Here is a 13,354-nt window from a genome sequence, read left to right as displayed (position 1 = left end):
GCCGCATGATTCAACGTGTGACAATGTTACAATTAACAATTTTTGAGACGCATCATACCCTCCACCATCCGTATCAGATGGAGCATTTCATGAAGAATGCATACTTATTGGGCGTGCTGCTGCCCCTGGCGCTGCCCCTGACGCTGGGAGTGGCGCCGGCCGCCATGGCGGCAACCGCTCCCGCGAAGGGCAGCGCCGAGCCGGCCGGCGAATCCTTCGGCAATCCGCCGGTGCTGAACAATTCGGCCTCGCCGCGCGCCGGTTCGCTCCTGCTGCGCCAGCCGCAGACGGCTCCCCGGCCGCATACCGGCCAAGTGCGCAATTACGACCTGTTCGTGGCCTTCACCGACGGCTACATCCGCAACCCGGCGCAGGGGCGGCCCGATCCGGTGCGGCTGCGCAGCTACCGCGGCACCGACGTCGACCCCAACCACCCCTATGTCGCCCCCACCATCGAAGCGACGCCGGGCGATACCGTCCGTATCAAGCTGCAGAACCAGCTGCCGCCCGATCCCGACTGCAACAACCAGGCGCAGGCGGACATCAACAACCCGCACTGCTTCAACGGCACCAACCTGCACAGCCACGGCGTCTGGGTCAGCCCGACCGGCAACAGCGACAATGTCCTGGTGTCGATCAATCCCGGCGTCACCTTCGAATATGAATACAACATCCCGGCCGACCATCCGGCGGGCACCTTCTGGTACCACCCGCACCGCCACGGCTCCACCGCGCTGCAGGTCGGCAGCGGCATGGCCGGTGCGCTGATCATCCGCGGCGACCGTCCGCCGACCAAGGACGCCAACGGCGATCTCGACACCCTGCTGAAGAGCCCCAAGGGCGTGGCGATGACCGAGCGGGTCCTGCTGTTCGAGCAGATCCCCTACGCCTGCACCAAGGACGGCAAGCTGAAGTACATCGATCCGGTGAAGAAGACCGTCGACTGGAGCTGCGCACCGGGCGAGGTGGGCGAGATCGTGTCCTACGATCAGTTCGGGCCGAACACCTGGGAACAGTCCGGGCGCTTCACCACCGTCAACGGCCGCGTGCGCCCGATCTTTGCGAACGCGAAGACCGGCGAGACCGAGCGTTGGCGCCTGATCCATGGCGGCGTGCGTTCCCCCATCACGGTGGAGTTCCGCAAGCTCGACGTCACCGACTTCTTCCAGCGCGAGAAGACCCTGTCGGCCGCCGACCAGGACCGCTTCGCCAAGGAACGCTGCACCGGACAACCGGTCCCCTACATCCTGGCCGCCGCGGACGGCCTGACCCTGAACGAGGGGCAGGTGCGCACCAGCGTGCCGATGCAGCCCGGCTATCGCGACGACCTGCTCGTCAACTTCCCCGAGCCCGGCATCTATTGCGTCGTCAACAAGCCGTCGGCGGCCAACGCCAGCCCGGACCAGACCGCGACCTCCACCGGCGTGCTCGGCTTCGTCCGCGTGCGCGGCGACCGCGTGGTCAAGGACCCGGTGAAGGAGATCATCCGCCAGCTGTCGGCCAACGCGACGAAATACGCGCCGGCCGTCGCCAAGGAGGTGATCGGCGACCTGAACGCCCGCTGCTTCGGGAAGACGATGGTCGATACCCCCTATTGCCCGCGCTTCACCCGCTTCACCGCCCACCCGCCGATCACCGAGCATGAGGTGGTGCACCAGCCCAAGCAGGAACTGGTCTTCTACATCAACGTCCCGCCCAAGGATGCGACGCGGACCAACCCGCTGTTCCAGGTCTCCAACAGCTTCGAGGTGGTGCAGAACCCCGACGGCACCTATGGCCCCAAGGGGGCGTCCGCCTACCAGCCGAGCGTGGTCGACCGGCCCGTGGTGCTGGGCACCGCCCAGCAGTGGGAACTGCAGTCCTACTTCGTCAGCCATCCCTTCCACATCCACGTCAACCCGTTCCAGGTCGTGTCTATCATCGGTCCCGACGGGCGCGACGTCAGCGAAGCCGGCTCCGGCGACCCCGACTATGCCGGCATGAAGGGCGTGTGGAAGGACACCATCTGGGTGAAGAGCGACATCACCAAGCCGCTCAGCTCCACCGAGCCGCCGAAGGGCACCTACAAGGTGACCGTCCGCACCCGGTACGAGCGCTTCATCGGTGAATATGTCCTGCACTGCCACATCCTCGACCACGAGGACCAGGGCATGATGCAGAATGTCAGCATCGGCGTGCCGGACGGCCACGGCGGCCTTGCCGGGGCTCATCACTGACCGGTGCGACCCCCTCTTCCCCCAAAGGCGGGAAGAGGGGGCCCCTTCCGCTGCCGGCCGGTTGCTGCGATCCGTCGCTGCCTCCAACCATTGAAAAATCCCCCGGTTTCCGTCTACGGTCGCGCGTCCCCTTGGAGTGAGTGCATGCGCGATATCACCCCCGTCACGGTCGCCCGCGGCGACGGCATCGGCCCAGAGATCACGGACGCGGTGCTTCATGTGATGACTGCCGCCGGCGCGCGGCTGAAGGTGGAAGAGGTTCCGGCGGGCGAGGCGGTCTACAAGCGCGGCCATCCCGGCGGGCTGGATGCCGCCGGCTGGGGGTCGATCCGCCGCACGCGCGTCTTCCTGAAGGGGCCGATCACCATGCCCCAGGGATACGGCAACAAGTCGCTCAACGTCGTCGCCCGCACCACGCTGGGCCTGTTCGCCAACGTCCGTCCCTGCGTGTCCTACCATCCCTATGTGCGGACCCGGCATCCGCGCATGGACGTGGTGATCATCCGCGAGAACGAGGAAGACCTCTACGCCGGCATCGAGCACCGGCAGACCGACGACGTGATCCAGTCGGTGAAGCTGATCTCGCGCCCGGGCTCGGAACGCATCGTCCGCTACGCCTTCGACTTCGCCCGCTCCAACCACCGGCAAAAGGTGACGGCCTTCGTCAAGGACAACGTCATGAAGATGACGGACGGGCTGTTCCTGAAAATCTTCTACGAGATCGCCGCCGATTATCCGGAGATCAAGGCCGACCACATGATCGTCGACATCGGCGCCGCCCGGCTTGCCGACCAGCCGGAGCGCTTCGACGTCATCGTCACCCTGAACCTCTACGGCGACATCGTGTCGGACATCGCGGCCCAGCTGACCGGCTCGGTCGGGCTGGCCGGCTCGGCCAACATCGGCGAGACCTGCGCCATGTTCGAGGCGATCCACGGCTCCGCCCCGATGATCGCCGGGCAGGGGATCGCCAACCCGTCCGGCCTGCTGATGGCCGCGGTGATGATGCTGGTCCATATCGGCCAGGGCGACATCGCCGCGCGCATCCACAATGCGTGGCTGAAGACGATCGAGGACGGCATCCACACCGCCGACATCTACGCCCGCGGATTGGGCCGGGTGCGTGCGGGCACCGGCGCCTTCGCCGAGGCGGTGGTGGAGCGGCTTGGGCAGACCCCCGTCACCATGCCGCCGGTCGGCTATTCCACCATGCGGCCGGCCTATGACGGATTGAACCGTCTGGCGCCGCGCGTCCGCGCGCTCAAGGAACTGGTGGGGGTCGACGTTTTCCTGCAATGGTCCGGCGGCCTGCCCGACGATCTGGCGGAGCTGGTGCTGCCGCTGTCGACCGAGGCGCTGACGCTCGCCAGCATCTCCAACCGTTCGCAACGGGTCTGGCCTGACGGCAACGCAGACGTCTTCTGCACCGACCATTGGCGCTGCAGGTTCCTGGCGCATGGCGGGCCGGTGCAGCACGGGGCCATCGTCGAACTGCTGGGGCGGCTGGCGGAGGCCGGGATCGACTTCACCCAGACCGAGAATCTCTGCAATTTCGACGGCAAGGCCGGCTTCTCCTCGCCGGGGCTGTGAATCCATGGGGGCGGCTGGAATAAAACGGCGGGGCAGGGCGTCATGAGCGGTGACGACGCCCTTTCCGGACCTTTGATGAGCCCGCCCGACATCGATGACCGCGCCATCGCCGACCATGTGCCGCGGCTTCGGCGCTATGCCACCGCCCTGGTGGGCAACCGTTCCGATGCAGACGATCTGGTGCAGGATTGCGTGGAGAAGGCGCTGGCCAACCGCCATGCGTTGCGCGACCCGTCGAAGCTCGGCGGCTGGCTGATGACCATCCTGCACAACCTGCACGTCTCCAGCCAGCGCGGCCGGCGGCGGCGCGGCGCGGAGGTGCCGGTGGAGGATCTGGCCGACGATCTGGCGCTCAGCGCGCCGCCGGCCGACCGCGGGGCGGTGCGCGACTTCGCTCGCGCCTTCGCCCAGTTGAGCGACGAACACCGCACCATCCTGCTGCTGACGGGAATGGAGGGGCTGTCCTACCGCGAGGTGGCGGAGGTTCTTGAACTGCCGATCGGAACGGTGATGTCGCGGCTGGCCCGGGCGCGCGAAAAGCTGAGGGTCTTGCTCGACGGCGGAACCCAGCAGGTGGTCAGGAGGATCAAGTGATGAGCGGCACCCACAATCCCGTGACCGAGGCCGAGCTTCACGCTTGGCTGGACGGCGAATTGCCGGAGGAGCGTCTGGCCGATGTCGAGCGCCACCTCGCCGACCACCCCGAGATCGCCCAACGCTTCGAACGCTACCGCGCTCAGCGTGCCATGCTGGGACAGTGTTTCGGTCCGCTGATCGACCAGCCGCTGCCCGACCGCCTGACCCCGCCCTTTACCGCGCGCGAGCATCCGGACCCTGCGCCCAGCCGCTGGAACGTCTCACGCTGGGGCAGGGGAGCGCTGTGGGGTACCGCGGTGGCCGCCTCTCTCCTGGTCTTCGTTGCCGGCGCAACCAGCGGCTGGGTACTGCGCGACCGGATGACCGGGGCGGGTGAGCCGCCGACCGCCGCCTTCATCGCCGATGCAGTCGCCGCCCACCGCGTCTTCTCCGTCGAGGTTCGCCATCCGGTCGAGATCGGCGTGGAGGAGGAGGCTCATCTCGTGAACTGGCTGTCCAAGCGGCTGGGCAAGAATATGCGTTGCCCAAAAGTCACACGAGGGGGCTACCAGCTGATCGGCGGGCGTCTTTTGGCCGATTCCGTTGGACCTGTGGCCTTGTACATGTACGAGGATGCGGCTGGGCGCCGCATCACGTTGTATATCCGCCCCGCTCCTAACACCTCAGGTTCGGCATTCCGCTTCGCCCAGGATGGCGGGGTTCGTGCTTTGTATTGGCAAGACAATGGCTTAGCGCTGGCCGTCACCGGAGAGCTCGATCGGGACACTCTGTCCGGCGTCGCGGAGGAGGTGTATGGCGCTCTGAATTCATGAGTCTACCCACGGACTTATCAACAGGAATGTTGCCGCGCCCCCCTATCGTCGGCGGCCGTCATCTGGTAGCTTCCTCACCGGCTGGCACAAAATGTTGCGGCTTATGGAAAACGGCACTAGACCGTGACCTGTTTGCCACAGCATAACCGGACACCGGATCGGGAGTACTCGGGGATGAGTTGGACGGACGAGCGGATTCAACAGCTCAAGGATCTCTGGTCCCAGGGGTTGAGCGCGAGCGAGATCGCCGACATTCTGGGAGACATCACCCGCAACGCGGTCATCGGCAAGGCCCACCGTCTGGGTTTGTCTGGCCGGCCGTCGCCCATCAAGAAGAAGCCGACGCGCGGTGCCACCATCCTTGCTCTGACGGAGCGGATGTGCAAATGGCCGGTCGGCGATCCCAAGCACCAGGATTTCCATTTCTGCGGCAAGAACGCCTTGCCCGGCATGCCCTATTGCGCCGAACACGCGGCCTTGGCCTACCAGCCGGCTTCGGGCAGCAAGAAGCGTGACGAAGACCGCAACGTCGGCGCTGCCTGAGCCGCTGACCGCTTGTTCAAGAAAGCCCGCTCTCGGGGGAGAGACGGGCTTTTTTGTTGGGTGCCGTTATTGCGCACCCTGCCGCAGTTCAACCGCATCGCGCAGTACGAGCACCATGCCGCGGTTTCCGGCAATGACCATGGCGGCTCCCGCCGGACGGTCGGGCCCCTCGACCGCCCACAGCGTGTCGCCGACGAACACGCGCCCGTGACCGTTGGCAATCGGCTCCGTTAACGTCACAGCCCTGCCGACCAACTGTCCCGCCCGATCGTTGATCCGTGCGGCGTCGCCTTCCGACGATGCGTTGCGCCGCCGTGCATGGGCGATGGCGATGCCCACCGCAGCGCCTGCGGCGATGGTGAAGAAGCCGGCTTCGTTGACCAGCCCCCAGTCATGCCAGAGCGCGGTGACGAGGCCGGTCAGCAAAGCCGCCCCGCCGAACCAGATCAGGAAGATCCCTGGCAGCACCAGTTCCGCCGCGATCAGCAAGGCGCCCAGTGCTCCCCACAGCAGTGGCGACATCCGCTTACTCCCCGTCCGCGGAGGATGTGGTCGGTGGTACGGACCATGGATTGCGCGGAGCGGGCGGCGGCGTGGCAGGCGTACGGGGCGGGGTGGCATCGCGCACCAACTCGCCCAAGCCGGCCAGGGCACCGGCGACGCCGGCCAATTCCACCGGCAGGATCATGGTCTTCTGGTTGGGGGAGGCGGCGAAGGCCTTCAGCGCCTCCATGTATTTTTGACCAAGGAAATAGCCCAGCGCCTGGTTCGATCCCTGCGCCACCGCCTCCGAGACCAGACGGGTCGCCTTGGCCTCCGCCTCGGCCAGCCGCTCCCGTGCTTCGGCCTCCAGCTTGGCGGCTTCAAGCTTGCCCTGGGCGATGCGGATCTGGCTCTCCTTCTCGGCGTCGGCCTCCAGGATCTGGGCACGGCGGAGGCGCTCCGCCTTCAATTGGCGGCCCATCGCCTGCACGATGTCCTCGGGCGGGGTGATGTCGCGCAGTTCGATGCGGGTCACCCGCACACCCCAGGAGGCGGTTGCCTCGTCCACCGCGCGGAGCAGGCTGGCGTTGATCGCTTCGCGCTGGCTCAGCAACTCGTCCAGGTCCATGGAACCCATCACTGTGCGGGTGGTGGTCATCGCCAGCGTCTGGATCGCCCGCTGCAGGTCGTTGACCTCGTAGGTCGCCTTCATCGGATCAAGCACCTGGAAATACAGCACGCCATCGGCGGTCACCGCGGCGTTGTCCTTGGTGATGACGCTCTGCGACGGCACGTCCACCACGGTCTCGCGCATGTCGACCTTCGCGCGGACGGAGCTGATGACCGGAAAGATGACGTTGAAGCCCGGCAGCAGCGTTTCCTGATAGCGGCCCAGCCGCTCGACGATGAAGTTGAACCCCTGGGGTACGATGCGGACGCTGGTGATCGCCAAGATGACGACCAGAACGAATGCCGCAATGACCAGAATGCCGAGTTCCATCAATGGCCGCTCCTGAGATGGGCTCCTGACATGGGCGGACGCCGCAGTGGACACCCTCCGCCCATCATGGGGCAATTCGCGGAGCCTGCAAATGCCGCCGCCTCAATAGTCCTGCGTGTCGTGCTTCAACCGCACCAATTCGCCATTCAGGAGCGACAGCATCAATTGCACGACCATCTCGTGGACGATCACCGTGTGATGGTTGCCGGTCTCCTGCATCGCCTTGCGCAGGGATTCGCGGACTGCCGGCACGCCGGTGACGTCGATCAGCACGTCCAGTTGCTCGCCCAACCGAGCCAGTTCCCGGAAGTCGGTGGTGGTCTTGACGCCGCGGTGGCTGGCGAGGCGCATGCCCGGCGCCTCTGCATCGAGGTCGGCCACACCCAGAAGTTCGACGAACGGGGCGGCCAGCAGCTTGCGCAGCAGGGGCGTTCCAGTCTCGCCGGCGCCGACGACGGCGACACGGAACAGATCGTTGGGCATCGGGTTCGGTCCTTTCCTGAACTGGACAAGAAAAAGGCGGGGAGCCGAAACTCCCCGCCGGAACCCTAGCCGAGCCGCGGTCCGGTTTGACCCGGACGCGGCGTCGCACCCTGAGAAAGAGAGTGCCGGCCTTACGACCAGGCGGCCATCTTCTTTTCCAGATTGTCCGACAGCTTGTCCAGGAACTGCTTGGTGGTCATCCACGGCTGCTGCGGGCCGATCAGGATGGCGAGATCCTTGGTCATGTAGCCGGACTCGACGGTCTCGACGCAGACGCGCTCCAGCGTCTGGGCGAACTTGACGACGTCCGGGGTGTTGTCGAACTTGCCGCGATAGGCCAGGCCCTGGGTCCAGGCATAGATCGAGGCGATCGGGTTGGTCGAGGTTTCCTTGCCCTTCTGGTGCTCGCGGTAGTGGCGGGTCACCGTGCCGTGGGCGGCCTCGGCCTCCACGGTCTTGCCGTCCGGCGTGACCAGCACCGAGGTCATCAGACCCAGCGAACCGAAGCCCTGCGCCACGACGTCCGATTCCACGTCGCCGTCGTAGTTCTTACAGGCCCAGACGAAGCCGCCTTCCCACTTCAGGGCTGAAGCGACCATGTCGTCGATCAGGCGGTGCTCGTAGACCAGACCCTTGGCCTTGAACTGGTCGGCGTAGGACTCGTCGAAGATCTTCTGGAAGATGTCCTTGAAGCGGCCGTCGTAGGCCTTCAGGATCGTGTTCTTGGTCGACAGATAGACCGAGTAGCCGCGCTCCAGGCCGTACATGAGGCTGGAGTGGGCGAAGCCCTCGATCGACTCGTCGAGGTTGTACATGCCCATCGCCACGCCGGCGCCGGGGAAGTCGTAGACTTCATGCTCGATCTTCTCGCCGCCCTCGGCCGCTTCCCACTTGATGGTCAGCTTGCCCGGGCCGGGAACGACGAAGTCGGTGGCCTTGTACTGGTCGCCGAAGGCATGGCGGCCGATGATGATCGGCTTGGTCCAGCCCGGGACGTAGCGCGGAACGTTCGAGCAGACGATCGGCTCGCGGAAGACGGTGCCGCCCAGGATGTTGCGGATCGTGCCGTTCGGCGACTTCCACATCTTCTTGAGGTTGAACTCCTTCACCCGAGCTTCGTCCGGGGTGATGGTCGCGCACTTCACGCCGACGCCATACTGCTTGATGGCGTTCGCCGACTCGACGGTGACCTTGTCGTCGGTCTTGTCGCGGTTCTCGATGCCGAGGTCGTAGTACTTCAGGTCGATGTCGAGGTAGGGCAGGATCAGCTTGTCTTTGATGAACTGCCAGATGATGCGCGTCATCTCGTCGCCGTCGAGTTCGACGACCGGATTGGCTACCTTGATCTTGGTCATGGGTGCGAGATCTCCCCGAACGGGTAAGGGCGTTGTCATTCCTTGGGAGCCGGGCGCGTCGTCCAGCGGGCGCTTGTTGCCAGGGAGCATGCCGCATGGGTGGCTCCCCGGTACCCCGGGCGGAAATCAATCGCGGTTATATAGCATCGCCCAGTGACGGAAAGGAAGGTACGGCGGCGGCTTAGGCGTCGATGTCGCACGATTCCGCTTGCAACGGGGCACTGCAGCCGGCCATGATGGTCAATTGGTATTACCGGTTGGCCGGATTGCGGCTTTCCAGCGGCCGGGAGCCGATCGAAAGGCGCTGATCAACTCCATCCACAGGTCAGGTCGCCGACTCCGGGGTATGTGCAGGCCGGAACTTAGGCGCCTTGCCGGCGGTTGCATCGATGCCTGCCGACGCGTCGGCCAGATGGCGTTCCGCATTCACCATGTAGTCGCGGGTCAGCGGCACCGCACCCAGGGTGCGTGCGACCTGCACCTGGAACACCATGTGTCCCTGCAGCCGGAACGCCAGTTCCACACCCGCCAGGTAGAATTCCCACATCCTGCAGAAGCGTTCGTCATACAGCGCCTTCGCTTCGTCCCGCCGCGCGTCGAACCGGCTGCGCCAATGGCGCAGGGTCTCCGCGTAATGCATGCGCAACACCTCCAGGTCGGTCGTGAACAGTCCGGATCGCTCGATGACCGGCAGCACCTCCGACAAGGCGGGGGAGTAGCCGCCGGGGAAAATGTATTTCCGGATCCACGGATTGGTGGCTCCCGGTCCCTCCAGCCGGCCGATGGCGTGGATCAACGCCACGCCGTCGTCGTTCAGCATGCCGCGAACGGCGTCGAAATAGTCGCGGTAATGCGGGACGCCGACATGCTCGAACATGCCGACCGAGACGATGCGGTCGAAGGCGGCCGGATGGGCGGTGGCGAATTCGCGGTAATCGCGCAGTTCGAAGCTGACGCGGTCGGCCAGTCCCGCCTCCTCGGCCCGCCGCTTCGCAACCTCGAACTGTTCGGAGGACAGCGTGATGCCGGTCACCCGCGCGCCTGAGTGCCGGGCGAGATAAAGCGCCATGCCACCCCAGCCGCAGCCGATGTCTAGCACCCGCATTCCCGGCACCAGCAGCAGCTTCGCCGCGATGTGGCGCTTCTTGGCCTCCTGCGCATCGTCCAGAGACATGCCCGGCTCTGGAAAATAAGCGCAGGAATACTGCATGTCGCGGTCCAGGAAGAGTTCATAGAACTGGCGCGACAGGTTGTAATGATGCTCGACGTTCTGCCGCGAGCGCCGCATCGGATTGTATTGCTGCGCACGGCGCAGAAGCGGCGACAGCGTCTCGACGGCGCGGCCGAGCGCCCCCTGCACCTCGCTGCCGCTCATCAGCATCGACAGCAGGTCGTAGATGGTCCCGCCCTCGACCGACAGGCGGCCGTCCATATAGGCTTCGCCGAAACGCAGGCGCGGATTGATCAGCAGGTCCCGCTCCACAGCGCGGTCGTGGAGCCGCAACGTCAGTTTCGGTAGGCCGGAGCCGATCCGATGGTGTTTCCCATCGACAGTGACGAGATCCAGGGTTCCGTCGCCCATGGCGGCGGCAAGCAGACGAACCAGCAGCATGCCGAACTCCTTCCGCGGTGCCAAAATCAGCATGGCGCCGGGGCAGGGGGGCGGCAATCCGTCAATCGGTCAGGACTGCTACCCAAATCGGGCATTGCAGATGTATGCGTGCCGGCCGGAATATCGCTTCAGTGGCAAGGTCGCTCCAGAATGCGGAAAGCCGCCCGGCCCCTGTTGGGGCGGGCGGCTTCCGGACGAGCGGTGCGACGGTGCCGCAGCGGCTCCAGACCTTGGTCCGGTCCGTCGGCGGCAGAAGGGCTATCAGCCCTCCTCTTCCTCGGTCGCGGTCTCTTCGACGAAGGTCTCTTCCTCGTCTTCGTCATCGCGCAGGTCGGCGGCGGTGATCATGCCGCCGCGCTGGGCCTGCAGCTCGGCCTCTTCGGCCGAACGGGCGACGTTGACCGTGACCGTGATCGACACTTCCGGGTGCAGGACGACGCGCAGCTTGAACAGACCCAGGGTCTTGATCGGGGTGTCGATCTGGACCTGCTTGCGGTCGGTCTTGTAGCCGGCGGCGGTCAGCGCGTCGGAGACGTCGCGGGTGGTCACGGAGCCGTACAGGACGCCGGTCTCGGCAGCCTGACGGATCACGACGACCGTCACGTTGTCCATCTTGGTCGCGACATGCTCGGCGTCCTTGCGGCGCTCGAGGTTCACGGCCTCAAGGTGGGCCTTCTGCTTCTCGAAGACGGCCAGGTTCGCCTTGGTGGCGCGCATGGCCTTCCGCTGCGGCAGCAGATAGTTGCGGGCGAAGCCGGGACGCACATTGACGACCTGGCCCATCTGGCCGAGCTTCTCGACCCGCTCCAGCAGAATAACTTCCATCACTCGTCCTCCTGACCGGGGGCCGCGGGGGAAAACCGGCGGCGCAGCCCGATCCATTGCTCGATCATGCCCAGGCCGACCAAAAGCAGGATCGGCCACCCGAAGAGAAACAGCATCATGTAGAAGCCAACCAGGATCAGCGTGCGCGCCGATCGGCTGCTGGCGAATACATGAACCACCGAAAGCCCGGCGAAGGCGAAAGGAACCGCCAGGATCAGCGCCAGATTGACCGCCAGGAACCCAACGGTTCCCGGCACTACCGAAGCCGCCGCGACCGACACCGCGAACAGCGGCGCCAGCCAGTTGGGCAACTCCAGCTCGGCCAGACGCATGGCAGGGCGCCGGTTGCGGCCGAACCGCATCAGCGCCCCCTGCGCCAGCACCGCGTTGACGATCGTCATGACAAGCCATGACACCGCAACCAGTCCCGGCAGGACGGCCGCCACCCAGAATGCCTCGGGATCCGGGGCCTGCTGGCCCTGCATGCGAAACGCCGGCTCGACGACTCGAGCCAGGGTCTGCCGCATCAACCCTTCGAGCCCACCGGGCTCTCCGAGCGTCAGGATCACCGCGGCGAGCAGCGCCGCCACGCCCATCCCGGTCAGGCCCATCAGGACCCGGCCGGGCGGATACCATTCCAGGGTTCCATCCTCTCGGGAGCGCGCCAGAAGCGACTGTCTCACCACCAGGATCGCCGGGGCGGCCCCGGTCACCAGGTAGGACAGCGACACCAGCATGCTGCCGGAGGTGCCCAGCAACACCGCGGCGGCGCCGGCCAGGCCGGCCACCGTCACCGCGGGCGCCCCCAACCACAGTCCCGTGAGGAACAGGGGCAGGGGGGCCAGATAGCCCAGGATCAGCGCTCCCATCCCGCCGAACATCACGGACAGGTAGAAGAACGCGCTTATCAGACCGCCGCCGACGGCGACCACCAGCGGACCGGCCGGACCCAAGGCCATGGAAACCCCTTGACTGCCTTCACCGAAACCCCTCGGCCCTTTGCCGGGCTTACTTCACCACGTAGGGGAGAAGGGCTAGGAAACGGGCGCGCTTGATGGCGCGGGCCAGTTCACGCTGCTTCTTCGTCGAGACCGCAGTGATGCGGCTCGGGACGATCTTCCCGCGCTCGGAGATGAAGCGGGACAGCAGCTTGACGTCCTTGTAGTCGATCGCCGGAGCGTTCGCGCCCGAGAACGGGCAGGTCTTGCGGCGGCGGAAGAACGGGCGGCGGGCGCCGCCGGTGCGGGCGGGAGCGCCCGTGGTCTGCTTGTCGGACATTTACGCGGTCTCCCCTTCGGCGGCGGCAACGTTTTCCTGGCGGCGCGGCGGACGCGGGCCACGGTCGTCGAAGCGACGCGGACCACGGTCGCCACGGTCGCCGCGCTCACCACGCTCGTTGCGGCTCTGCATCATCGCCGACGGGTTGGCATCGAGGGCGTCGACACGCACGGTCATGAAGCGCAGCACGTCTTCGCTGATGCTCATGTTCCGCTCCATCTCGGCGACGGCGGCGGCCGGCGCGTCGATGTTGAAGAGGGTGTAGTGACCCTTGCGGTTCTTCTTGATCTTGTAGGTGAGGGTTTTCAGACCCCAGTATTCGCTCTTGGCGATCGTGCCGCCGTTGTCGCGGACGATCTGGGCGAACTGCTCAGAGAGCTGCTCGGCCTGGGCGGCCGAAATGTCCTGGCGCGCGATCAGCACGCACTCGTAAAGTGCCATTGCACTCCCCATGGCTGTTCATGGTCCGGCGCTGCGCCGCATCCCTCATGGATCGGATCAGCCGCCCGGGCCTAGCCGACGGCGGACCGCCGGCAAGGAGTTATGAAGCGGCGCAGTAT

The 13,354-nt window shown here is 65.8% G+C and carries 14 protein-coding genes; 5 read left to right on the top strand and 9 right to left on the bottom strand.

The features are described from left to right. The first annotated feature begins 89 nt into the window (after positions 1-89). From ACWPKK_RS07320 to ACWPKK_RS07300, 5 genes are all read left to right on the top strand, one after another. Entirely contained in the window at positions 90-2,216 is a 2,127-nt protein-coding gene (locus ACWPKK_RS07320) for a multicopper oxidase family protein (RefSeq protein ID WP_452002323.1), read from the top strand. Between the two features lie 144 nt (positions 2,217-2,360). Beyond that, complete coding sequence (locus ACWPKK_RS07315) at positions 2,361-3,806, top strand: NADP-dependent isocitrate dehydrogenase (protein ID WP_452002320.1); 1,446 nt, start codon at positions 2,361-2,363, stop codon at positions 3,804-3,806. Positions 3,807-3,881: 75 nt separating this feature from the next. Next, positions 3,882-4,400 (top strand): RNA polymerase sigma factor, encoded by a 519-nt coding sequence (locus tag ACWPKK_RS07310; RefSeq protein WP_324865693.1) that lies wholly within the window; start codon positions 3,882-3,884, stop codon positions 4,398-4,400. Beyond that, entirely contained in the window at positions 4,400-5,215 is an 816-nt protein-coding gene (locus tag ACWPKK_RS07305; RefSeq protein ID WP_452002317.1) for an anti-sigma factor family protein, read from the top strand. Before ACWPKK_RS07310 ends, ACWPKK_RS07305 begins: the two co-directional genes overlap by 1 nt. Before the next feature lie 174 nt (positions 5,216-5,389). Next, a complete protein-coding gene (locus tag ACWPKK_RS07300) occupies positions 5,390-5,758 on the top strand; it encodes a GcrA family cell cycle regulator (protein WP_324865698.1) in 369 nt (122 codons plus the stop codon). Between the two features lie 66 nt (positions 5,759-5,824). Here ACWPKK_RS07300 and ACWPKK_RS07295 read toward each other — a convergent pair whose 3' ends face one another. The 9 genes from ACWPKK_RS07295 to rpsF form a co-directional block, all read right to left on the bottom strand. Then, on the bottom strand, positions 5,825-6,280 hold the full coding sequence (locus tag ACWPKK_RS07295) for an NfeD family protein (RefSeq protein ID WP_452002314.1): 456 nt from the start codon (positions 6,278-6,280) through the stop codon (positions 5,825-5,827). A gap of 4 nt (positions 6,281-6,284) precedes the next feature. Continuing rightward, positions 6,285-7,241 carry an SPFH domain-containing protein gene (locus ACWPKK_RS07290; RefSeq protein ID WP_452002311.1) on the bottom strand — a complete coding sequence of 319 codons (957 nt, stop codon included), beginning with the start codon at positions 7,239-7,241 and terminating at the stop codon, positions 6,285-6,287. A gap of 102 nt (positions 7,242-7,343) precedes the next feature. Further along, positions 7,344-7,724, bottom strand: a complete 381-nt coding sequence (locus ACWPKK_RS07285) for an oxidoreductase (protein ID WP_452002309.1) — start codon at positions 7,722-7,724, stop codon at positions 7,344-7,346. A gap of 131 nt (positions 7,725-7,855) precedes the next feature. Further along, a complete protein-coding gene (locus tag ACWPKK_RS07280) occupies positions 7,856-9,079 on the bottom strand; it encodes an NADP-dependent isocitrate dehydrogenase (RefSeq protein WP_310113161.1) in 1,224 nt (407 codons plus the stop codon). Between the two features lie 325 nt (positions 9,080-9,404). After that, positions 9,405-10,691, bottom strand: coding sequence for a class I SAM-dependent methyltransferase (locus ACWPKK_RS07275; RefSeq protein WP_452002306.1), 1,287 nt, complete (start codon positions 10,689-10,691; stop codon positions 9,405-9,407). Between the two features lie 261 nt (positions 10,692-10,952). After that, complete coding sequence (gene rplI / locus ACWPKK_RS07270; RefSeq protein WP_174469753.1) at positions 10,953-11,516, bottom strand: 50S ribosomal protein L9; 564 nt, start codon at positions 11,514-11,516, stop codon at positions 10,953-10,955. Continuing rightward, on the bottom strand, positions 11,516-12,475 hold the full coding sequence (locus ACWPKK_RS07265; protein WP_452002303.1) for a DUF2232 domain-containing protein: 960 nt from the start codon (positions 12,473-12,475) through the stop codon (positions 11,516-11,518). The genes rplI and ACWPKK_RS07265 overlap by 1 nt, the downstream gene beginning before the upstream one ends. Before the next feature lie 49 nt (positions 12,476-12,524). Further along, positions 12,525-12,794, bottom strand: coding sequence for a 30S ribosomal protein S18 (rpsR, locus tag ACWPKK_RS07260; RefSeq protein WP_012974291.1), 270 nt, complete (start codon positions 12,792-12,794; stop codon positions 12,525-12,527). Further along, complete coding sequence (gene rpsF, locus ACWPKK_RS07255; protein WP_085089177.1) at positions 12,795-13,235, bottom strand: 30S ribosomal protein S6; 441 nt, start codon at positions 13,233-13,235, stop codon at positions 12,795-12,797. Positions 13,236-13,354 lie beyond the last annotated feature (119 nt).

Source organism: Azospirillum largimobile (assembly GCF_977007025.2).
This window is presented reverse-complemented; position numbering and strand designations above follow the sequence as displayed.